We start from the raw sequence: 23,082 nt of genomic DNA, 5'->3' as shown, positions 1-23,082 counted from the left end.
GAAGCATTCATAATTCCCACTAAATGCAGTCCTCCAATTTCAGTCATAATAAAAGAGAGTGTCGATTAATAATCAATCGACACTCTCTTCTTTAAATTACATGTTTTTAAGTTCTTCTAATCGTTTTAAAACCGTAGCTTGTTTTTCTATATAATCTTGTTCTTTTGCACGCTCTTCTGCAACAACAGCTTCTGGTGCTTTGGAAACGAAGCGTTCATTCGATAGCTTTCCTTGAACTAACTTCACTTCTTTTGTCCATTTTTCAAGTTCTTTTTCTAAACGAGCCTTTTCTGCTTCGATATCGATTAATCCTTGTAATGGCAAGAATAATTCTGCTCCTGTTACAACTGCAGACATCGATTGACCTGGCGCTTCAATACCTTGACCGATTACTAACGGCTCTGGATTACAAAAACGCTCCAAATATTTCGCATTTGCTTCTAATACTGCCAATGTGTCTGTATCTTTTGCTGAAATGTACAATGGCACCTTTTTACTCATCGGTGTTTGTACTTCTGCACGAATATTACGAACAGAACGGATAATTTCAGCTAGTAATTTCATACTTGCAGCTTCTTCTTTATTGGATAAAGATTCGTTCACAGTTGGCCATGCAGCTAGTGTAATCGACTCCCCTTCATGCGGAAGGTTTTGCCAGATCTCTTCCGTTATGAATGGCATAAATGGATGTAATAATCGCATAGTATTATCTAATACATATGCTAGTACCGAACGTGTCGTTTTCTTCGCTTCTTCATCTTCTCCGTTTAGTGGAAGTTTGGACATTTCAATATACCAGTCACAGAAATCATCCCAAATGAAGTTATACAGTGCACGACCTACTTCACCAAATTCATATTTGTCGGAAAGTCTCGTTACTTGTTCAATTGTTTCATTCAAACGAGTTAAAATCCATGCATCTGCAACTGATTTTTTACCGTCAAGATTGATTTCTTCAAATGTTAATCCTTCCATATTCATCAATGCAAATCGAGATGCATTCCAAATCTTATTAGCAAAATTCCAAACCGCTTCTACTTTTTCCGTAGAGAAACGCAAATCTTGCCCTGGAGATGAACCAGTACTTAAGAAATAACGGAGTGAATCTGCACCATACTGCGCAATTATGTCCATCGGATCTACACCATTACCAAGAGATTTGGACATTTTTCGTCCATCTTCAGCTCGAACCAATCCATGTATTAAAACATCATCAAATGGACGAGTTTCTGTAAATTCAATTCCTTGGAAAATCATACGTGAAACCCAAAAGAATATAATATCATATCCTGTAACAAGTGTATTTGTTGGATAATATTTTTTAAATTCTTCGTTTTGTTCATCTGGCCAACCTAATGTAGAAAATGGCCAAAGAGCAGATGAGAACCATGTATCTAATACATCTTCATCTTGGCTCCAGTTTTCAGCATCTATTGGAGCTTCGTGTCCAACATACACTTCCCCTGTTTCGTTGTGGTACCAAGCAGGAATTCGATGACCCCACCATAATTGACGAGAAATACACCAATCATGAATGTTTTCCATCCATTGCAAATACGTTTTTTCGAAACGGTCCGGTACAAAATTTACTTTTTCTTCTGCTTGTTGTAATTTAATTGCCTCATCAGCCAATGGTTGCATTTTTACAAACCATTGAGTTGAAAGATAAGGTTCAACAACTGCTCCACTTCGCTCCGAGTGGCCTACTGAATGCATGTGCTCTTCAATTTTGAATAAAACACCAGCGTCTTGTAAATCTTTCACGATTTGTTTACGGCATGCAAAGCGGTCCATTCCGTCGTACTGAGCAGCATTTTTATTCATCGTACCATCTTCATTCATTACTAAAATACGTTGTAAATTATGACGGTTACCAATTTCAAAGTCATTTGGATCATGTGCAGGTGTAATTTTAACCGCCCCACTACCGAACTCCATATCTACGTAATCATCCCCTACGATTGGGATTTCACGATTTGTAATTGGTAGAATCACTGTTTTACCTATTAAATGTTTATAACGCTCATCTTCTGGGTGCACTGCAACTGCACTATCCCCTAGCATTGTTTCAGGTCGAGTAGTTGCAACATCAATTGTGCCAGTACCATCTGCGAGTGGGTAATGCATATGATAGAATGCACCCTGTACATCTTTATGGATTACTTCGATGTCAGAAAGAGCAGTCTTTGTAGCAGGATCCCAGTTAATAATATACTCGCCGCGATAGATCAAACCTTTATTGTAAAGCTTTACGAACACTTCTTTAACTGCATTCGATAGACCTTCATCCAATGTGAAACGTTCTCTTGAATAGTCTAAACCTAAACCTAGTTTTGCCCATTGCTCGCGAATATGACCAGCATACTCTTCTTTCCATTTCCAAGTTTCTTCGACAAATTTTTCGCGTCCTAAATCATATCTAGTTATATTTTGTGAACGCAGTTTTTCTTCTACTTTTGCTTGTGTTGCAATACCAGCATGATCCATACCAGGTAACCAAAGAGCATCATATCCTTGCATACGTTTCATACGTATTAGAATATCCTGTAATGTAGTATCCCAAGCATGCCCTAGGTGTAACTTACCTGTTACGTTCGGTGGTGGAATCACAATCGTATAAGGATCTTTTGCGCTTTCTGGATGCGCCTCGAAAAATTTCCCTTTGAGCCACCATTCATAGCGACCTTTTTCAATCGATTGCGGATCGTACTTCGTTGACATAGTTGTTTCATTTGTCATATGTGTTCCTCCTAAAAAAGAATATAAAAAAACTCCTGTCGTCATTAAAGGACGAAGGAGTTTGTTCGCGGTACCACCTTTATTCGCAGATGCAAAAAATAACATCACGCTCTCAATTAGATAACGGCTTCAAACCGGCAATTGCTACTGTTAGTTCACAAAAGCTGCTCATGGGCTACCTTCAAATGGCCGTTAACAGAAACATTTCAGCAGTTTGTTTCCTTTCTTTCGATAACTAACTCATTTTACTCTTCCCATTCATAGCATCAATATTTTAATCTAAATCACCAATTCGGTTGAAAAGATTAATGCCTAGAGAATTCCACAGATGTTTAAAAATCTGTACTTCAAGGCGAATTTGATTGTTTGTTCATATTGTACCTAATCTTATGATATGACGTCAAGTCACGTCACGTGAAAGGAGAATATACAATGAGAAAAGGATATAACCCTTACTTGTTACCAGATTGGCTTAGAAAAACACGCTTTTATTGTAAAGGAATTATTATTCCTATTTGTGGTTTTCAGCTTATCCGTGTATTAATTGTTCCAACAACTTGGGATTTTATTTTACTTGTTTTTCTATTGTTCATCTGCTTCTTGCTTTACAAGGACATAATTTGATGGAAACGTAAGCTTTGACATTCCATCATCTAAATCAAAAATAAATTGAAGCTCCGATTCTACACTATTTGGACTCTCTAACATCTCTACTTCATCCGATTCTTCTCTTTCACTTTCTTTTTCAACTACCATTGGAGCTTCATATTCACAATAAACAGACCAGGCAATTTCAATAGCTGCTTGATCTGTCGTTTTAGAATGTACGCGGCGAACATCTAAAGAAGGGGAAAACCCTTGTTGTATTTTATCCTTTGAAATCTCTACACTCATCGGTACAGCATATTCGAAATAACCTACTTCTCCCTGCACATCTAAATCCTCGATTTGGGTAAATTCGCTTGTAGCGTGATGCTCATGTTCACCTTCTTCAAATTCAACATGACAGGTAATGTGATAGATCCCCATTATCTGAATCGAATCTTCTGTTTCACTTTGCTCATATTGTGGAGTTACTTCAACTGTTTTTATCTCTTTAGGAATACCAAAACTCGCTGGAAAAAGAAACTGTTCTTTTACGTCCCATACTTTCACTTCCATTTTTCATCCTCCTTCATATAGGACAAATTATGATAGAAACTCATGAAATATGAAAAACGCTCGCAAAATAATTATGAGGACAGAATATCTACAAAAAATATATCGAGGGATACACATACGGTGCCATTTGTCATTATTTTATTAAATATAAAGAAGATAAACTTAATTTTATTTTAAATAGCTAATTTCCGTTCCAGGCGGACGCGTTCCGCCGGCATGGCTTCAGCCGCTTCCTTCGCTATGCTCAGTCCAGGGTCTTCAGCTCATGCACCTGCCGCTTCGCTTTCGGTGCAGAAAACATTTGCTATTCCGGCTGGAGTCGCCGCCTTTCACTCCAAACAACTATTATCCGCATTACAATAAGAAAACCATTATGCCATTAATAGTGCAAGTTTTTATCACTTAAATCTTTCCAATTAGTATTTTTAGAAAATCGTTGAAAAAGGTGACACTCCTGCGAGAATAGCGTTAGACGAAGCCCCGCAGTTGAGGGGAAGACAATCTAAGTTCGCCGCATCCTGCGGCAACGTTTGCATGACCAACATCGTTTTGGCCTGTGGAGGCTCACGGACCGCCATCGAAAAGCGTCCTCACGGAGTGTAATTTAACGATATGATTTGTGTATTACTTTAAATTTAAATAAATTTCTCATTATTAAACGCCATCACCTATCATTGTGTATCCTTTAAAGTAAATTATCTTATTTTGATAGCCTTCAGTGGATAGAAACGGAGGGCGGCGACTCCAGCGGGAACAGCGTGTCCAGGTGAGACCCCGCAGGAGCTGGCGACGAGGAGGCTCACGGACCGCCCGCGGAAAGCGTCCGCACGGAGTGTAGTTCAAGGATATCATTGGTCGTGTATTACTTGTAATGAAAATTGATTTCTTATTATTAAGCCCTATCACTTATAATGGCGGCGACTTAGCGGGAATAGTGTGTCCTAGTGAGTACCCGACAGGAGCAAACAAAGGAACGAAGGCTAAGAACTCCACCTCGTGTGGTAACTACCACATCACCCTACATCGTGTTGGCCCGAGGAGACTCACGGACCGCCCGCGGAAAGCGTCCGCACGGAGGTGTAGATCAACGATATGATTAATCAATAACTAAAGCCCCGCAAATGATTGCGAGGCTTTTCTTTAAATTATTTAGTTGATAATTTTTCAAACACTGTATGGAATGCTGCAATTGTTTTTTCAATATGTTCTTCCGTATGAGCACTTGATAAGAACAATCCTTCATATTGAGAAGGTGGTAAATAAATTCCCTCTTCGGCCATTAATCGGAAGTATTTTGCAAACAACTCCAAGTCAGAAGTTTTAGCTGTATCAAAATTAATAACATCTTCATTCGTCAAGAAAAATCCAATCATTGATCCTGCACGATTTACTGTATGTGGGATGTTATATTTTGTTGCAGCTTCACGGAACCCTTTTTCAAGTAAATCACCAAGTTTCGTAAAGTATGCATAAGATTCTTCGTTCAATCGAGATAACGTCTCGAATCCAGCAGTCATAGCTAGTGGATTACCAGAAAGAGTTCCCGCTTGATAAACAGGGCCGCTAGGAGCAATCAGTTCCATAATTTTACGTTTTCCTCCGAAAGCTCCTACTGGAAGACCACCACCAATTACTTTACCTAAACACGTTAAATCAGGTGTAATACCATAGTAACCTTGCGCACAATGATATCCTACACGGAATCCAGTCATTACTTCGTCAAAGATCAAAACTGTACCATGTTGTTCTGTTAATTCACGAAGACCTTCTAAAAATCCTTCGACTGGTGGAACAACACCCATGTTACCTGCAACTGGTTCAACAATGACAGCTGCTAAGTCGTCTCCGAAGTTTTCGAACACGTGACGTACGCTCTCCAAATCATTATAAGGTACAGCAATCGTGTTTTTCGCGATGGACTCAGGAACACCAGGACTGTCCGGTAAACCAAGTGTAGCAACTCCAGAACCCGCTTTAATCAGTAAGCTATCACCATGCCCATGGTAGCTACCTTCAAACTTTAATATTTTATTTTTTCCGGTGTACCCTCTCGCTAAACGAAGAGCACTCATTGTTGCTTCCGTTCCTGATGACACCATACGAACCATTTCGATAGACGGTACACGTTCCATTACCAATTTAGCAAGTTTGTTTTCAATAAGTGTAGAAGCTCCAAAACTTGTGCCTGCTTCCGCAACTTGCTGAATTGCTTTTACAACATTTGGTTCAGCATGTCCTAAAATAAGAGGTCCCCATGATAAAACATAATCGATATATTCGTTTCCATCGATATCTTTTAGGATAGCTCCTTTACCACTTTCCATAAAGATAGGATCCATATCTACAGACTTGAATGCACGAACTGGACTGTTTACTCCACCAGGCATTAATTCTTTAGCTTCTGTGAAAGCTTGTTTAGATAAGTCATATGATTTTGTCATTACTTCTCCTCCAACCAACGTGCCACATCTTTTGCATGATACGTTAAAATAATATCTGCTCCAGCACGTTTCATCCCTGTTAAAGTTTCTAAAACAGTTTCTTTTTCATTAATCCATCCATTGATAGCAGCAGCCTTCACCATTGCATACTCACCGCTAACATTATAAGCAACAATTGGAACATCAAAGTTATTCTTTACATCTCGAATAATATCTAAATAGGAAAGTGCTGGTTTTACAATTAGGAAATCTGCTCCCTCTTCGATATCAGATGTTGCTTCACGAATTGCTTCCATACGATTAGAATAATCCATTTGATATGTTTTACGATCACCAAATTTAGGTGCGCCATCTGCAGCTTCTCGGAACGGACCATAGTATGCAGAAGCATATTTCACTGCATATGACATAATCGGCACATCAGCAAAGCCAGCTTCGTCTAAACCTTGTCGAATTGCTGTAACGAACCCATCCATCATATTAGAAGGTGCAATAATATCTGCGCCTGCTCTTGCTTGACTAATCGCTGTTTTTGCTAATAAATCAAGAGATGGATCATTCAGAATTTGTTCCGTTGCATCCACTACACCACAATGTCCATGATCGGTATACTCACACAAACATGTATCTGCAATGACAACAAGTTCTGGGTGTCTATTTTTGATAAAGCGAATACCTTCTTGTACAATTCCATGGTCATGAAACGCTTGTGAACCGATTTCATCCTTTTCAAGAGGAAGACCAAATAAAATAACAGAAGGAATACCTAGTTCTACTACTTCATCTACTTCTTCTGCTAAACGGTCAATTGAAAATTGGTATACACCAGGCATAGACTTTACTTCATTTTTTATATTTTCTCCCTCAGCAACAAATATCGGGTAAATCAAATCCTCTTTATGTAAATATGTTTCTCTAACCATTGCTCGTATTCCTGCTGTTTTTCTTAAACGACGATGACGTTGAAATTCTGTCATAATTCTCTCCCTTTCCATTCCACTAATGCATGGATTACTTCGGTTAATGTATAGGTTTTTGGAATCACATGAACTGTTGCACTTAGTGTTTCCAAATACTCTTTTGTAATATGGCCAATCGCGCAAACTGTAAGTGATTCGTATCCAGTTTGAACGCCGATAGTTTCATGAAATACTTTCACGGTAGATGGACTAGTAAATATGATGGAGCAATTCGGCTCATTTTCGATTAAATGTTGAATATGCTCTTTATTTTCTTCCACTTCTATTGTTTCATAAATAACCCACTCATCTACTTTATTTGTTAAACCTTTTGTTATCGTATCTTTTGCAAGACTGCCTTTAAAAAACAAACAGGTTTCAGTAGGTAAAGAAAATGCAGGAAATTCTTTTACAAAAACATCTGCACTAAAAACAGTTGGGGTAAAGTCTACCCTCAAGCCTATAGATTCAATTGCGCATGCAGTTTTTGAACCGACTACTGCAATTTTTGCTTTTATCACAGAAGGAGGTAACCCAAACTTTTTCATTTTCGAATGAAAGGCATGCACACTACTTTGACTCGTGAATATAAACCAATCATAGTCGATACATTCTTGTAGCCTATGTTCGTCAGCTTCAGAAACAAGCTCCTGGGTCGCAATGAGCGGAGCAATTACTGGGTATCCTCCATATTTCAGCGTAAGATCGACAGCCTCGGAAGACCTTAAAATCCCTGTAAATATGACATTCTCTCCTAGTAAAGGTATCTCCTTAGACATTTAAATCTGCCTTTACTTTTTGTATTAGTTCATATGCTCCTTGCTCTGTAACTAAACGCGCTACTTCTTTGCCTGCTTCTTCAGGATTTTTTCCCGTAACTACTTCTTTATAAATAACCGATGCATCTGGTGCAGCGACTAAACCTGTCATTGTAATCTCATTGCCATTGATGACAGCATGTCCGGCAATCGGCACTTGACAGCCACCGTCCATCGCAGCTAAAAATGCACGCTCTGCGTGTACAGCATTCCATGTATCCTGATCAGATAATTTTTTAAGCTCATCCAATAATTCTACATCATCTTCTCGACATTCAATTGCAAGTGCTCCTTGTCCTACTGCTGGAACACAGTCTTCTGTTGATATGTATTCCGTTACTACTTCGTCGCTCCAACCAAGACGCTTCAATCCTGCAGCTGCTAAAATAATTGCGTCATACTCACCGTCTTGGAGCTTTTGGAGTCTCGTATCAACATTTCCACGTATCCACTTAATCTCGATATCTGGGCGCAACAATAATAATTGAGCACTTCTTCTTAAACTGCTTGTCCCAACAATCGCACCTTTTGGAAGATCTGCTAACTTTACGTGCCCAGTAGAAATAAATGCATCTCGCTCGTCTACTCGCTTCGGTGTACATCCCATTACAAGACCTGGTGGTAAAACTGAAGGCATATCCTTCATGCTGTGCACTGCAAAATCAATTTCTTTATCATACAATGCCTGTTCAATTTCTTTTACAAATAATCCTTTTCCACCAACTTTTGATAAAGTTACATCTAATATTTGATCACCCTTTGTTACGATTTCTTTCACTTCGAACTCAAATGGTGCACCCATATCTTTCATTTGCTGAATAAACCAATTCGTTTGGGTTAAAGCTAATTTACTTCTTCTCGAACCTACAATAATTTTACGCATTGCTTCGCTACCTCTCTTTAATACCAAAAATGGAATTGTGATAATTGACTACCTAATAAAAAGTTTATCAAAACAAATAGAAATGCATATATATGAATCCAAGCATAGTTGGTTCCTATAAAACGTGATTTATTTCTTAAAAGAAGCACAACCACATAGATCAACAATAAAATGACAGAACTGATAATTTTAAAATCAAAAACGGTAAATATATCTAATGATACATATGCCCATTCTAACCCAAGAACTAAACTTACAAACAAAAGAGGAATACCTGTCAAGATAGATAATGTCATCCCATTTTCTGCTTGCTTCAATGACGGCAATCGAGAAAACTGCTTCGTCCATTTTTTCTTTTTGAGCACCCGATATAATATTAAATATAAGGATGAAAATACAAATGATAATGAAAATGCAGCGTAAGCTAACATTGCAAACATAATATGAATAAATAACAATTCAGATAGTAGGGCTTCTCCAACAGCGGATTGATCCATTTGATTTGGCGCAAAAGTATGGATGGTCATAAAAATAAACCCAATAATATTTAAAAAGAATGCAGGTAAATCCAATTTGAATACTATCTGCAATACAATTGCTAGAGTGATAATTAGCCATGCATAAAAGTAGATTCCTTCAAATAGCGAAAGAATTGGAAATCTTTTTGTATCAATGATATACATAACTAAAAACACCGTTTGCAGGAATGACACGATGGAAAGTAGCCATACTCCTATACGATGTGCCCGACGATCTTTATTCAAATAATCGATAAAATAAAAAACAAGGCTAACGGATTGTAGAATGACCATCATCTCGTGTAGCCTTGTCATTCCAAGATCAGTCATAATAAGCTCCTTTTTAACCTAAAAGAGTAATTGCCTAAGTCTTATTAGACAGGCAGATACGTCAAAAAAAGACGTTTTCCATATCTATTATGACACATACAGATACAAAAACGCCTCCTTTTTACTTCATCAAAATGATATTTCTTCTTTCAAGTTTTGTGATGCCACTCTAGTTTGTTTTAATTTGATTTTTGATTTTTCTACTTGAGCAGAGAATTCATTTTTTACTTCTTCTTCAATACCAAAAATCTGCTGGAATAATTGAAGTTGTTCTGCTGAATCGTTTGCAGTAGATAATTCTTTTACTTGTAAAATTGGATCTTTTAACAATTGATTAATGATTGATTTTGTATGTTTATTTAAAATTTTTCGTTCACGGTCCGATAGATTCGGCATTTTATTTTCAATAGAAACCATTGTTTCTTGTTGAATTCGATTAGCTTTTTGTCTAAGAGCAGAAATAATTGGCACAACTCCTAGTGTTGTAACCCACTCATTGAATTGCTCAATTTCTGTTTGGATCATTGACTTAATTTGATCCGCTGCACGCTCACGTTCCGCTAAATTTGCTTCTACGATACCTTGTAAATCATCGATATCATATAAGAAAACGTTCGCCAAATCACCAATTTTTGGATCTAAATCTCTTGGCACAGCAATGTCAACCATAAATAGAGGCTTTCCTTTACGAAGACGTTCTACAAACTGCATCAATTCATAGTCAATTACATATCCAGTGGAACCAGTCGAGCTAATTAAAATATCCGCTTCTAATAACGCACATTGTAACTCGTCCATCGGTTTGGCAGTGCCATCAAATTTAGTTGCCAATGCTTCCGCCTTTTCAAATGTACGATTAAACACTGTTACTTTGCCTGCTCCACTACCATATAGGTTTTGAATAGCAAGCTCGCCCATTTTTCCAGCACCGACAATAACAACATGCTTATGATTTAAAGAGCCAAAAATTTTCTTTCCTAGTTCGACTGCAGCATAAGAGACAGAAACTGCATTCTCGCCAATCGCTGTTTCTGCATGGGCACGCTTAGCAAAAGTTACAGCTTGCTTAAACAATTGATTGAAAACAGTACCCGTAGTACCGTTCTCTTGTCCATTTAGAAAGCTCTTCTTCACCTGACCTAATATTTGTGTCTCACCAAGTACCATGGAATCGACACCAGCTGTCACCTGGAACAAATGGCTGTTCGCTTGGTCATCTTCGTGAATAAATAAATAGCGGGAGAGATCCTCTAATGGAATATCGAACCAATTAGCTAAAAACTGTTTTACATAGTATTTCCCAGTATGTAATTGATCTACAGTTGCATAGATTTCTGTGCGGTTACAAGTAGATACAATAACATTCTCTAGTATGCTTTTTTGTTCCTGCAATGCTTGCATGGCATTCGGAAGTTCCGCTTCTACAAAAGATAGCTTTTCACGAATTTCCACGGGAGCAGTACGGTAATTGACACCTACCACGATAGTATGCATGGAATCATGTCACCCTTTCACGTTCATTTCATAATCCAATTATACCATAGCTTTTTTCACAGAATGGTAACCATTTGTGAACAAGCTATGAAATAACCTTTACCTTAATTAGAATTATTATAAACTAATATTAGCAAACATTAAGCACGATTACAAGGAAACTGACCAATGTTATAAAAGACGCATTTTTCTAACTAATTAGGCATCTTCTATCTCAAAATAAAACTGGTCGCTTATAGGAAAAGTTATTCCCTAAACAACCAGTTTTAATCTTCATATTTACACAAAAATTTTGAATTACATTCTACTTTCAATTTCTGCCCACGCTGCATCGAAGCCAAGACCGGTTTCTGAAGAAAATACCACAAGAGGATCACTTTTTTCCATTTGCAATTCATCTTTGACTATTTTCTTATGCTTATCCCATTTGCCTTTAGGAATTTTGTCCGCTTTCGTTGCGACAACTATGCAAGGAATATTATAATGCTTTAAGAAATCGTACATCATACAATCATCTGCAGTTGGAGGATGTCTCAAATCGACGATTAACACTACTGCTTTTAAAACCGATCTAGACGTAAAGTATGTTTCAATCATTTTCCCCCATGCTGCTCTTTCTGTTTTAGATACCTTTGCATACCCATAACCTGGAACATCGACAAATAATAAATCTTCTTCTAATTTATAAAAATTTAACGTTTGTGTCTTACCTGGCTTGGAAGAAATACGAGCCATGCTTTTTCGACCAATCATTTTATTGATAAATGAAGATTTACCTACATTGGATCTTCCTGCTAATGCAAATTCCGGTAAATCTCCTTCTGGATATTGAGCTGGTCTTACAGCACTTATTAGTAATTCTACGTTATTCACTTTCATGCTTTCACTCCTCTAATGCTATTTGAAGTACCTCTTCAGCATCGGAAACAAGCTTAAAAGTTAAGACCTCTCGAACACTCTCTGGTATATCTTCAATATCACGCTCATTGTCTTTAGGACAAATGATTGTCGTTAATCCTGCGCGATGTGCACTTAATGTTTTTTCTTTTAATCCACCGATTGGTAATACGCGACCTCTTAGTGTCACTTCCCCTGTCATCCCGACTTCTCGTCGAATTGGACGCTTAGATAATGCAGAAACTAAAGCCGTCACGATTGTAATACCTGCTGATGGACCATCTTTTGGAACTGCTCCCTCAGGAACATGTATATGAATATCATGTTTCTCATGGAAATTTGGATCTATTCCGATTGATTCAGCTTTTGAACGGACAAAAGATAATGCTGTTTGAGCAGATTCTTTCATCACATCGCCAAGCTTACCTGTTAATTGTAACTTACCGTTACCAGGAGATAAAGACACTTCGATTTGCAAGGTGTCTCCACCAACAGTCGTATAAGCTAATCCCGTCGCTACACCTATTTGGTTTTCGGTTTCTGCTTGTCCATAACGGAATTTTTTCTTTCCGATTGTATCCTCCAAGTTACTCGACGATATCGTTACACGTTTCTTTGTGCCAGATACAATTTGCAAAGCAGCTTTTCTACAAATATTTGCTAGGACACGCTCTAGACTTCTAACTCCCGCCTCACGAGTGTAATGACGAATTACGTCCACAATTGCTTCGTCTTTTACTTGTAGCTGAGATTTCGTTAGACCATGTTCCTTCGCTTGTTTAGGTAATAAATGATTTTTGGCAATAGATAGTTTTTCAATTTCTGTATAACCAGCGATTGAAATAATCTCCATTCTATCACGTAGAGGACCTGGTATTGTGCTTAAGTCGTTTGCAGTAGCAATAAATAGCACATTAGATAAATCATACGTCTCTTCAATATAATGATCGCTAAATGAATTGTTCTGCTCAGGATCAAGCACTTCTAACATTGCTGCGGAAGGATCTCCTCTAAAATCATTCGACATTTTATCAATTTCGTCTAATAAAATAAGTGGATTAATCGTCCCTGCCTTTTTCATTGCTTGAATTATACGACCCGGCATGGAACCTACGTATGTTCTTCGATGTCCTCGAATCTCAGATTCGTCTCGAACTCCTCCTAATGAAATTCGAACAAAATTGCGTCCTAATGATTCAGCAATAGATTTCGCCAAGGAAGTTTTCCCGACACCTGGAGGTCCAGCTAAACACAGGATTGGACCTCGAAGAGATTTAGTTAACTGACGAACAGCTAAATATTCTAACACCCTTTCCTTCACCGACTCAAGGCCATCATGATCTCGATTTAGAATTTTCTCTGAACGTTTAATATCTAGTTGATCTGCCGTTGATTTTGACCAAGGAATGGATACCATCCATTCAATATAGTTTCGTATTACTCCACTCTCAGGAGCTTGTGTAGGTAGTTTCTCATAACGATCTAATTCTTTTAACACATTCTTTTTCGTAGTTTCTGGTAAACCTGCTTTTTCAATTCGTTTTTTCAAGTCCGCAATTTCACCAGTTTTACCTTCTTTATCTCCTAGCTCTGTTTGTATAGCCTTCATTTGCTCACGAAGATAAAATTCTTTTTGTGTTCTTTCCATCGCGTGTTTTACGCGTGTATTTATTTTCTTTTCTAAATTTAATATTTCCTGTTCATTATACAGTCGCTTAATTAATGTTTCTAAACGCTCTTTTGCATCCATAATTTCTAAAATTTCTTGTTTCCCTGAAATTTTTAATGGTAAATGAGATGCAATCATATCAGCAAGTCTACCTGGTTCTTTAATATCTAGTACCGATTTATAAGTTTCTTCTGATATGCTTTTCGAAGCCTTTGAATACTTTTCAAAATTATGTATTAAAGTTCGCATAAGCGCTTCATCTTCTGAATCTGCTTCCGTCGGCTCGACAAAAGCGGTCACTGAAACTTCATCATACATATCTCTTTCTCTGTAATCATCCCAAATAGCCCTTTGTTGTCCTTCGACTAACACACGATATGTTCCATTTGGTAGCTTCACCATTTGCTTGACATATGCTAAAATTCCGACATCATATAAGTCTTCTGTTGTAGGATGTTCTAAATTCATATCTCTCTGCGCTACAAGAAATACTTTTTCTTCTCGTAACATCGCTTCATTTAAAGCAGCAACTGATTTTTCTCGACCAACATCCACATGCAAAACCATTGTTGGAAATACTAAAAGACCTCTAAGTGGTAATACAGGATAATATCCATCATTTATTTTCGCCATTTTGGGAAGTCACCTCCTTCTAATTCTGTCCGTTTTTCCGCTAATTAAACAGCAGAACTTTTCTATATGTACTAGTCAGCATAAATAAATAATCCATTTTTTCCTACATAAGGAGAAAAAGCCGACATCCTTGATTGCACTTAGGAAGCGCATATTGGAAGCCAGCTTATTCAATGGCATAATTAAGCCGATGTTTTTTCGTTGTCTTTTTCTACTTCGGAACCATCTGCCAATAAAAGCTTAGGAGATGCATTTTCTGTAATTGTTTCTTTTGTGATCACACATTCTACAATATCTTCTCTCGATGGTAGCTCGAACATTACATCAAGCATAATGTTTTCTATTATAGAACGAAGTCCACGTGCACCTGTTTTACGTTCAATAGCTTGCTTCGCTATTTCTACTAGCGCGTCATCTTCAAAAGTTAATTTTACATTATCTAGTTCAATCATCTTTTGATATTGTTTCGCAAGTGCATTTTTCGGTTCTGTTAAAATTTGTACTAGAGCGTTCACGTCTAATTGTTCTAAGCTTGCCAATACAGGTAAGCGACCAATAAACTCTGGTATTAAACCAAATTTCAATAAATCTTCAGGTATTAATTGCGATAATGGAGTTCCTTGGTCTAGATCAACTTTATTTGGATCGGCACCAAAACCAATTACCTTTTCACCTAAACGACGTTTAATAATTTGTTCAATGCCATCAAATGCTCCACCAACGATAAACAAAATATTCGTTGTATCGATTTGAATGAATTCTTGATGTGGATGCTTGCGTCCTCCTTGCGGTGGAACACTTGCTACAGTTCCTTCTAATATTTTTAGAAGTGCTTGTTGTACACCCTCACCTGAAACATCCCGTGTAATAGATGGATTTTCAGATTTACGCGCTACTTTATCTATTTCGTCAATATAAATAATACCTTTTTCTGCTCGTTCAATATCATAGTCCGCAGACTGAATAAGCTTTAGAAGAATATTTTCAACATCTTCTCCAACATAACCGGCTTCTGTTAAGGATGTAGCATCTGCAATAGCAAATGGTACATTTAGAATTCGTGCAAGAGTTTGAGCAAGTAATGTTTTACCGCTACCTGTTGGTCCTATTAAGACTATATTTGACTTAGATAATTCTACCTCGTCAATCACGCTATTTGAATTGATTCGTTTGTAATGGTTATAGACAGCTACCGCAAGTGATTTTTTTGCTCGTTCTTGACCTATTACATACTCATCTAGTATTGACAAAATTTCTTTTGGTTTAGGAACTTCTTTAAATTCTACTTCTTCTTCTACACCTAGCTCTTCTTCTACAATTTCAGAACATAAGTCGATACATTCATCACAAATATATACGCCAGGTCCAGCAACTAGTTTACGAACTTGTTCTTGTGGTTTGCCACAAAAAGAACATTTTAAGTTCCCTTTTTCATCATTGAATTTGAACAAAATATTCACCCCTATTCAAGCAATTATCTTACAAGATTCTTTACAAGGAATCAAATAATAAGTTTAAGTATGTTTTTAATTATCCGAAAATCTATGTATGGATAAAACAAGGCACAGACAATTTTCGCTGTACCTTGTTCTATTTATTATAACGCTTTTATGTGAAATTATGAAATTTTAGCGTTTTCTACTAAGAATTCCACTGTTTTTTGGAAACGTACATCATTCTCAAGAACAGAAGTACCACCAAGTGCATTTTTAATATCTTCAGCAGACATATTGAATTGTGCACCCATTTTTTCAAGTTCTGCATTAATATCTTCTTCTGTTACTTGAAGATTTTCTTTTTCAGCAATCGCTTCTAAAGTTAATGAAACTTGAACGCGTTTTTTAGCATCTTCTGCCATTTGACCACGAAGTGCATCTTCATCTTGACCAGAGAATTGATAGTAAAGGTCTAAGTTCATACCTTGTTGTTGTAAACGTTGGCCAAATTCTTGAAGCATGCGGTCTGTTTCTGTTTGAACCATTGCTTCTGGAATGTCGATTGTAGCATTTGCCGCAGCAGCTTCCACTAAATCATCACGAAGACTTTGTTCAGCTAATTGTTTTTTCTCTTCTGCAGTAACTTCTTTTAATTTTGTACGTAAAGCATCGATACTTTCTACTTCAGCATCTACTTCTTTAGCGAAATCATCATTTAGTTCAGGAAGTTCTTTTCCTTTAACTTCTTTCACAGTAACTTTGAATACTGCTGGCTTACCAGCTAATTCAGCTGCATGATATTCTTCAGGGAATGTTACTTCTACATCTTTAGATTCGCCAGTTTTTAGGCCGATCAATTGCTCTTCAAATCCTGGGATGAAAGAGTTTGAACCGATTTCTAAAGGATAATCTGTTCCTGCTCCACCTTCAAAAGCAACACCGTCAGAGAAACCTTCGAAGTCGATAACAGCAGTATCACCTTCAACGATTGCATCTTCTTTTATAACAAGTTCAGCTAAACGAGCTTGTTGGCTTTTCAATTGTTCTTCGATTTCAGCATCTGTTACTTCCGTAACTAATTTAGTAACTTCTAAACCTTTATAGTCTCCTAGAGTTACTTCTGGTTTTACAACAACTTTAGCTGTAAATACTAATGGTTGTCCTTTTTCCATTGTTACGATATCGATTTCTGGTTGATCTACTGGGTCAATTCCAGCATCTTCAACAGCATGTCCATAAGCATGTGGAAGAATGATATCTAATGCATCTTGGAATAATGATTCTACACCATACATTTTTTCGAACATTTGACGTGGCATTTTCCCTTTACGGAAACCTGGTACGTTAATTTGTTTTACTACTTTTTTAAACGCTTGATCTAACCCTTTTGCTACTTCTTCTGCAGTAACTTCTACTGTTAATAAACCATTATTGCCTTCTTGTTTTTCCCATTTTACAGACAAATCCATTGACATATATTCTACCTCCAAAAAAATAATTTACAATAATTTAGCAGCTGTATAATTCATCATACAGAACAGTTTTTCACTAATTATATTGACAACTTGTATATTATAGCATAGATGCATATACTTTCAACATTATTCCTCTTCAACTATTACCGATGAGTCTTCTAATCGTTTTATCAGATTACTTAGTTCATCTTTTTGTCCGTTTCCATTTCCAAACAATGATTCGACAAAGTCCACATATCCTTTTGCTACTTCTTGATCACTATATCCAACCCAATCAAATGGGAATAACGCATAGGCATGACTATGAACTAATCCGATTGTCATTTCGAATTTCGACGGATCTTTTTCTAAAAATTCATGTACCTGTTGATTTATAGATTCTATTCGGTCTACAGCATTTGGTGTAGGTGGATTCACAGGGTTGAACTTTGCTTTATATCCAAATTTTTCAATCTCTACCTCGGTTGTCTCACCAATTGCTCCAAGCACTAAAAGCGCAAGTGACCTAATAGCTGGATAGATGCTACTATTTTCTGCTATATCTCTAATACTTGGAATAACATCTGTAACATCTCGGAAAAAAGATTCTTGCAACAATCTTTCTTGTTCTTCAACACTTAACTTTGTAAATTCATTTATATTAAACTTTTCATTGTCGGGTGTGAAAGATTGATCTGTGTCTAGTAGACTTTCTTGTTCCTTGGCAAGTTTTCCACTTAACTCTTTTAATTGTAGAAAATTTTGTTTTCGATCATTTGGAAATCTTTTATCGACAAGTAATCTGTTTAATACTTTATCTACTTCACCATATTCCTTCAAATCAAGTAAAATTGTCAAATATAATTCAACGATTTGCTCAAACATAGGTGACCTTTTCTTCATCAAATCCTCACATATTTCCTTCGCTTCTTGCTGTCTTCTAGTTTCTAATAAAGCGAGAATATATATACTTAGAATCATGTCATCTAACTCAACGTACTTTTTTGCTTCATCAAAACATTCAGTCGCTTTCATATAATTATTTTCTTCCGCAAATACTAAACCATCTTCAATTAGTTTATCAATCATTCCTGGGAAAAAAATAATATTCTCATTGTTTTTTAGGCTATAATGTTTTTTTTTCAACTCACTCGCCTACCTTTACAATCGCTAATATTTCTATACTATCTCACTTTTGACCATTTTCCTATTTTTAATTAAAACCAATTGGTAAATATCCTCCTAAAAGGTGGGTATTTTTTATCGTTAGGGATGTTTAATTATTCTGATTATAGGGAAATAGATTAATAGCCTAATAACTAGAAAGGGGAAGACAAACTTGCAAAAAAATATATTATTTATTTCAGATCATGGTGATCCCCTTGCTCCTTTAGGTAGTGAGCAAGCTGGCGGTCAAAATAATTATGTAAAGCAACTTGCTTTATCCCTTGAAAAAGAAGGAAATAAAGTGGATGTGATTACACATTGGTGTAACCCGTTAGATCCACAAATTGAAAGCTTTGGTTACTCTTGTCGAGTTATTAGAATAGGAGCGGGTAAGAAAACCTACGTTCCTAAAAGTGAATTATATGATTTGCTCCCGGTCTTTTATAAAGAAATGAAAGAAACAATTGATCTTACATCGTACGATTTAGTTCACTCCCATTACTGGCTTTCTGGACTTTTAGGTTCTTATGTAAAAGCTGATTACATGATTCCTTGGGTTCATACAAATCATTCGCTTGGTGTTGCGAAAGAAGAAGCCACTGGAATTTCAGAACCTGTCAGACTCTGCACAGAGAAAATGATTTTAACCTCTGTAGACGCAATTGTTGCCACTACAAAAAACGAAAAAAATCTCATCCATCGTTTTGTTGATCATCCATCACCTATTAAAGTAATTCCTATCGGAGTAGATCAAGCTTTCCGTCCACTAAAAACTAGTGTAGAAGGCAAAAACCCTTACTTTGCATTTGCAGGAAGATTACAAAAAACAAAGGGAATCTATACCCTTGTAAATGCATTCCGTCTTCTTGTCGAGAAGAATGATCTTGAGCCTACTACGAAACTTCTCATTGCAGGTGGAGATGCAGAATGTGTGGATTCGTACAACAAATTACCAAAGGATAGAAACCTCCGAGCTGCTATAAGAGGACTAGAGCATAGAATCGAGTTCCTAGGAGCGAAATCACAAAAACAACTAGCTACTATTTTTAATCATGCGACTGCTGTCGTAGTACCTTCTTTCTATGAATCTTTTGGGATGGTTGCTGCAGAAGCACAAGCTTGTGGCTGTCCTGTTATCGCTTCCAAAGTTGGGGGATTAAAAGATGTTGTTAAAAATAAAGTTACCGGATTGCATATTGAAAAAGGTAATGAATATAATTTAGCTCAAGCAATGAGTACAGTACTCTTTAATAGAAACTTCACGAACAAGCTTGGTAGAAGCGCTGCCATTTTTGCAAATCAGGAATTCAATTGGACCACTTTGGCACAAAAAATGGATTCACTTTACGAGGTGGTTATTGGTGAGAAAAAAACAATATATGTTAGCAACTGATCTTGATGGAACACTTGTAGGTGATCCATCAGCACTTCAAAGATTATTGCAGCATTATGAAAACTCTAATATAGAGGTAGAACTTGTCTATATTACAGGAAGACATTTTGCATCAGTTTCTTCTTTAATTGAAATTGAGAATTTACCGAAGCCGGACATTCTTATAACAGATGTCGGTGCAGCAATCTATACTTCAGAAAAACTTACGGAAGATACTACTTGGGCAAAAAAAATGCATACTAATTGGAACCCTGAACGTATCATCAAGCTTGCCAGTTTCTTTCCTGCTCTTCAAAGACAAACTCTTCCAAGTACTAAACGAATTTCTTTTACCGTCGATCAAAATGAGGAAGTCGTAAAACAGTTTGAAAAAGCTTTAGTGGTAGAGAATATTCCGCATAAGCTTATTTTTAGTTCCAATCGGGATGTAGATATTCTTCCTGAGAATAGTGGTAAAGGAGAAGCTTTAAATTATATCCTTCAAAATTATGCAAATGAAGATGTTAAAGTTCTTATCGCTGGAGATTCGGGAAATGATATGGACATGCTTGCCTTGGGTCATCCTTCTGTCATCGTAGGAAATGCTCAACTGGAACTTGTTCAAATGAAAAACCACCCTTATCTTTACCGAGCTACCGAGCATTTTGCCGGAGGTATATATGAAGCATGGTTACATTTTTATAAATAGAAAAAATGCCAACTGAATTCTAGGTTCAGTTGGCATTTTATATTAAGCGATTTGTACAGTGTGCTCTTTTACTAGTTTTTCATATAAATTCAAGTCTTCATGATATAAGTCAGTATATGTTTCTAAGCTATACTTTTTAATAGCTTCGAAGCATTTCTCTTCGACAATTTGAAACTTTTCGTTAAGTTTTTGTGCATTTTCCCATGCTGTTTCTTCAAAAATAAGATTCATTTCATGTTCTTCTATTACCATCGAAAGTAAATCTACACGATTATAAAGTTCATATAGAGAATTATTCCTTTTTGCGTCAAAAATCTCTATCGTTCGGTCTAACGTTTCCAATAGAGCCTTCCGATCAATTGCATGACCCAACTCATGCAATGTTATCGTTTTTATATATACCTCCAAGGAGATGGTTGTTTGCATTTCCTCTTTTGCTTCTATTAAACGATTTGCATCAAAACCTACATAATCTCCGATAAAGTTATAACTCATATTAACTCCAGAGTTATCTTGTCTTAATTGAACATCCATTTCCACTGACTGCATCGTTGCACTTATCAATTCACAAAGATTTTTCTCTGTATATTTATCGTTCATTTATTCGTCGTTCTTCTCCTTATAGTTCAAAATTATAAATTTNTAAGAATATGACATTCATTGTGTTTTCATGTTTTTTCCAACAGGAAATAATATATAACAATTTTTATTTTATTTCAATCTTTATGTACTGAGTTTTTCTTTGGGTAATACTTGTTTTCATTCGTTTCTGGAGCACCGTGGACAGGTAATTGCTACATCATTACTGTGTGATTTTTAAAAGACAGGAGGGTCGTGACTACCGTCTCGACCCTCCTGTTTTTTCAGTAATCTTGTGGCTGTGGTCTGTCCGTAGTCCTCCTGCAACTTTTAAAGACTGGTTAATAAAAGCATTATGTATAATTAGAGAATAAATTTTGTCCTACTAATCTTGCAAGCTCCCGAAGATGCAATTTCGGTCGCTATCCCCCCTCTTTATTCGATGGTACTTTCTATCTCCCTGAAATAAATTATTTAATCATAAAAAAAGACAACCATAGTTGAAATTCAACTATGGCTGTCTTTGAGTTACAATATAACTCTATTTAGCTATTCAATTGTGATTTTTAATTGACAATTTTTTAATTAATTATTGTTATTACGTTGTCTGCTACGAGCTTCTCCGCCCTTACGGCCAGCTTCTTCTCTGCTCATTTTGCCATTATTGTTGCCGTTGTTTTGTTCACTCCGCGCTTCTCCGCCTTTTTGGCCGATTTCTTCGTAAAAGTCGCGATCGTGATTTCTGGAGGTAGCTTCTCCACCTTTTTGACCGATTTCTTCATAAAAATCTCTGTCGTGATTTCGGGAGGTAGCTTCTCCACCTTTACGTCCCGCTTCTTCGACACTCATGTTTCCATTGTTGTTTCTGTTGCGATTGTTTTGGTTGTTTGCCATGTTAATTCCTCCTTCATAGTTTTTCAAGCTTGGTAATCAAGCTCACTATTTATATTCCCACCTCTAGTCGAGTTAAACACAAATTTTAATAGTTTTTCATAATGAGAAAAAAGTAATATGAAAAGGTGATCCCTACTTAAATGACCTTATGTAGTGTATTTGTGCTTAGATTCTTTCTTTCCCTCGATTAGAAAAGAGGAGGCTAAATAATCGAGGGCATCCATTATATTTTGATGTGGGTATTGATTCATCAATTCTTCTATTAATTCATTTATTTCTACCTCTTTTTTCTCTTGATCCACGGCAAGAACCTTCTTTCTATTCTAATAAGGTGATATCAACTATTTCATCCAATCTTAAAGAGAATGATTTGAAGGTATCTTCCATTTCAATTAATCGTCGATTTAAGTCCACCCATATCAACTTTCCAACATATATAGTAAATCCACCATCTTTCCATAGTTTAATTTTTACTTCTACGTTCCTTTTCATCGCTAGTTCGATTGATTCTTGTATGGCTTCAAGATCCCATTCATTCAATTCGGGTTTGGGTATTTTTTTTGAGTCATCATTATATTGTCTAATAAGCTTGAGATGTTCAGGTAACATCATCGCCACCCACTTTTTAGAACCTCTATCCTGCACTTTTGATAAGTCCAGTTTTTCATGTATAAAATCATCAAAGGAAGACATTAGATAACATCCTTCTCTCTGTTAATGACAGGGATGCATGCGAGAACGTTGCCAATAAGAAAAGTTCGTTTTGCGTTTCGAGTGAAACAATACACTTGAAATGATTCTCCTTGTAACTTCAAAACCTTTATTCGCCTTTTCGTCACCTCACCACTTCTCGATAGATACATTACATCCAGTAATTGTCCATAACGCATATACTTCGAAATTTCATCCTTCACATTAACCTCTCCTTA

At 36.6% G+C, this 23,082-nt stretch carries 20 protein-coding genes and 1 other annotated feature; of the genes, 2 read left to right on the top strand and 18 right to left on the bottom strand.

Going from position 1 to position 23,082, the window contains the following annotated elements:
- Positions 1-96: 96 nt before the first annotated feature.
- From AN959_RS13890 to AN959_RS13830, 13 genes are all read right to left on the bottom strand, one after another.
- The gene (locus AN959_RS13890; protein WP_056832089.1) at positions 97-2,739 is read right to left on the bottom strand and encodes a valine--tRNA ligase; all 2,643 of its coding nucleotides are present in this window, start codon (positions 2,737-2,739) and stop codon (positions 97-99) included.
- A 44-nt stretch (positions 2,740-2,783) separates the two neighbouring features.
- Positions 2,784-3,010: a binding site (T-box leader), on the bottom strand.
- Between the two features lie 311 nt (positions 3,011-3,321).
- A complete protein-coding gene (locus tag AN959_RS13885) occupies positions 3,322-3,900 on the bottom strand; it encodes a hypothetical protein (RefSeq protein ID WP_056831522.1) in 579 nt (192 codons plus the stop codon).
- Positions 3,901-5,045: 1,145 nt separating this feature from the next.
- Positions 5,046-6,341, bottom strand: a complete 1,296-nt coding sequence (hemL, locus tag AN959_RS13880) for a glutamate-1-semialdehyde 2,1-aminomutase (RefSeq protein WP_056831520.1) — start codon at positions 6,339-6,341, stop codon at positions 5,046-5,048.
- A complete protein-coding gene (gene hemB, locus AN959_RS13875; RefSeq protein ID WP_053588740.1) occupies positions 6,341-7,318 on the bottom strand; it encodes a porphobilinogen synthase in 978 nt (325 codons plus the stop codon). The genes hemL and hemB overlap by 1 nt, the downstream gene beginning before the upstream one ends.
- On the bottom strand, positions 7,315-8,079 hold the full coding sequence (locus tag AN959_RS13870; RefSeq protein WP_056831518.1) for a uroporphyrinogen-III synthase: 765 nt from the start codon (positions 8,077-8,079) through the stop codon (positions 7,315-7,317). The genes hemB and AN959_RS13870 overlap by 4 nt, the downstream gene beginning before the upstream one ends.
- On the bottom strand, positions 8,072-9,001 hold the full coding sequence (gene hemC, locus AN959_RS13865) for a hydroxymethylbilane synthase (RefSeq protein ID WP_056831517.1): 930 nt from the start codon (positions 8,999-9,001) through the stop codon (positions 8,072-8,074). The genes AN959_RS13870 and hemC overlap by 8 nt, the downstream gene beginning before the upstream one ends.
- Before the next feature lie 17 nt (positions 9,002-9,018).
- Positions 9,019-9,849, bottom strand: coding sequence for a cytochrome c biogenesis protein CcsA (gene ccsA, locus AN959_RS13860; RefSeq protein WP_056831515.1), 831 nt, complete (start codon positions 9,847-9,849; stop codon positions 9,019-9,021).
- 129 nt (positions 9,850-9,978) lie between these two features.
- A complete protein-coding gene (hemA, locus tag AN959_RS13855; protein WP_056831512.1) occupies positions 9,979-11,343 on the bottom strand; it encodes a glutamyl-tRNA reductase in 1,365 nt (454 codons plus the stop codon).
- 297 nt (positions 11,344-11,640) lie between these two features.
- A complete protein-coding gene (gene yihA / locus AN959_RS13850) occupies positions 11,641-12,222 on the bottom strand; it encodes a ribosome biogenesis GTP-binding protein YihA/YsxC (RefSeq protein ID WP_053588735.1) in 582 nt (193 codons plus the stop codon).
- 4 nt (positions 12,223-12,226) lie between these two features.
- Positions 12,227-14,542, bottom strand: coding sequence for an endopeptidase La (lon, locus tag AN959_RS13845; protein ID WP_053588734.1), 2,316 nt, complete (start codon positions 14,540-14,542; stop codon positions 12,227-12,229).
- A gap of 182 nt (positions 14,543-14,724) precedes the next feature.
- Positions 14,725-15,993 carry an ATP-dependent protease ATP-binding subunit ClpX gene (gene clpX, locus AN959_RS13840; RefSeq protein WP_056831510.1) on the bottom strand — a complete coding sequence of 423 codons (1,269 nt, stop codon included), beginning with the start codon at positions 15,991-15,993 and terminating at the stop codon, positions 14,725-14,727.
- A gap of 167 nt (positions 15,994-16,160) precedes the next feature.
- Positions 16,161-17,441: a trigger factor gene (tig, locus tag AN959_RS13835; RefSeq protein ID WP_056832087.1), complete on the bottom strand. Its 1,281-nt coding sequence runs from the start codon at positions 17,439-17,441 to the stop codon at positions 16,161-16,163.
- A 138-nt stretch (positions 17,442-17,579) separates the two neighbouring features.
- Positions 17,580-18,578 carry a hypothetical protein gene (locus tag AN959_RS13830; RefSeq protein WP_056831509.1) on the bottom strand — a complete coding sequence of 333 codons (999 nt, stop codon included), beginning with the start codon at positions 18,576-18,578 and terminating at the stop codon, positions 17,580-17,582.
- A 193-nt stretch (positions 18,579-18,771) separates the two neighbouring features.
- Between AN959_RS13830 and AN959_RS13825 the strand changes: the two genes are divergently transcribed.
- Both AN959_RS13825 and AN959_RS13820 read left to right on the top strand, forming a co-directional pair.
- Entirely contained in the window at positions 18,772-19,992 is a 1,221-nt protein-coding gene (locus AN959_RS13825; RefSeq protein WP_053588730.1) for a glycosyltransferase, read from the top strand.
- Positions 19,961-20,680, top strand: coding sequence for an HAD-IIB family hydrolase (locus AN959_RS13820; protein WP_253278918.1), 720 nt, complete (start codon positions 19,961-19,963; stop codon positions 20,678-20,680). The genes AN959_RS13825 and AN959_RS13820 overlap by 32 nt, the downstream gene beginning before the upstream one ends.
- A 42-nt stretch (positions 20,681-20,722) precedes the next feature.
- Here AN959_RS13820 and AN959_RS13815 read toward each other — a convergent pair whose 3' ends face one another.
- From AN959_RS13815 to AN959_RS13800, 5 genes are all read right to left on the bottom strand, one after another.
- Positions 20,723-21,280, bottom strand: coding sequence for a hypothetical protein (locus tag AN959_RS13815; protein WP_056831507.1), 558 nt, complete (start codon positions 21,278-21,280; stop codon positions 20,723-20,725).
- A 564-nt stretch (positions 21,281-21,844) separates the two neighbouring features.
- Positions 21,845-22,153 carry a KGG domain-containing protein gene (locus tag AN959_RS13810; RefSeq protein ID WP_056831505.1) on the bottom strand — a complete coding sequence of 103 codons (309 nt, stop codon included), beginning with the start codon at positions 22,151-22,153 and terminating at the stop codon, positions 21,845-21,847.
- 146 nt (positions 22,154-22,299) lie between these two features.
- Complete coding sequence (locus AN959_RS21075) at positions 22,300-22,455, bottom strand: hypothetical protein (protein ID WP_156350799.1); 156 nt, start codon at positions 22,453-22,455, stop codon at positions 22,300-22,302.
- Between the two features lie 16 nt (positions 22,456-22,471).
- Complete coding sequence (locus AN959_RS13805; RefSeq protein WP_053588727.1) at positions 22,472-22,846, bottom strand: YolD-like family protein; 375 nt, start codon at positions 22,844-22,846, stop codon at positions 22,472-22,474.
- Positions 22,846-23,067: a hypothetical protein gene (locus AN959_RS13800; protein ID WP_053588726.1), complete on the bottom strand. Its 222-nt coding sequence runs from the start codon at positions 23,065-23,067 to the stop codon at positions 22,846-22,848. The genes AN959_RS13805 and AN959_RS13800 overlap by 1 nt, the downstream gene beginning before the upstream one ends.
- Between the last annotated feature and the right edge of the window lie 15 nt (positions 23,068-23,082).

The sequence above is a fragment of the Psychrobacillus sp. FJAT-21963 genome, assembly GCF_001420585.1.
In the GTDB taxonomy this organism is placed as follows: domain Bacteria; phylum Bacillota; class Bacilli; order Bacillales_A; family Planococcaceae; genus Psychrobacillus.
The sequence above is the reverse complement of the archived record's forward strand: the minus strand, read 5'-3'. Positions and strand labels throughout refer to the sequence as shown.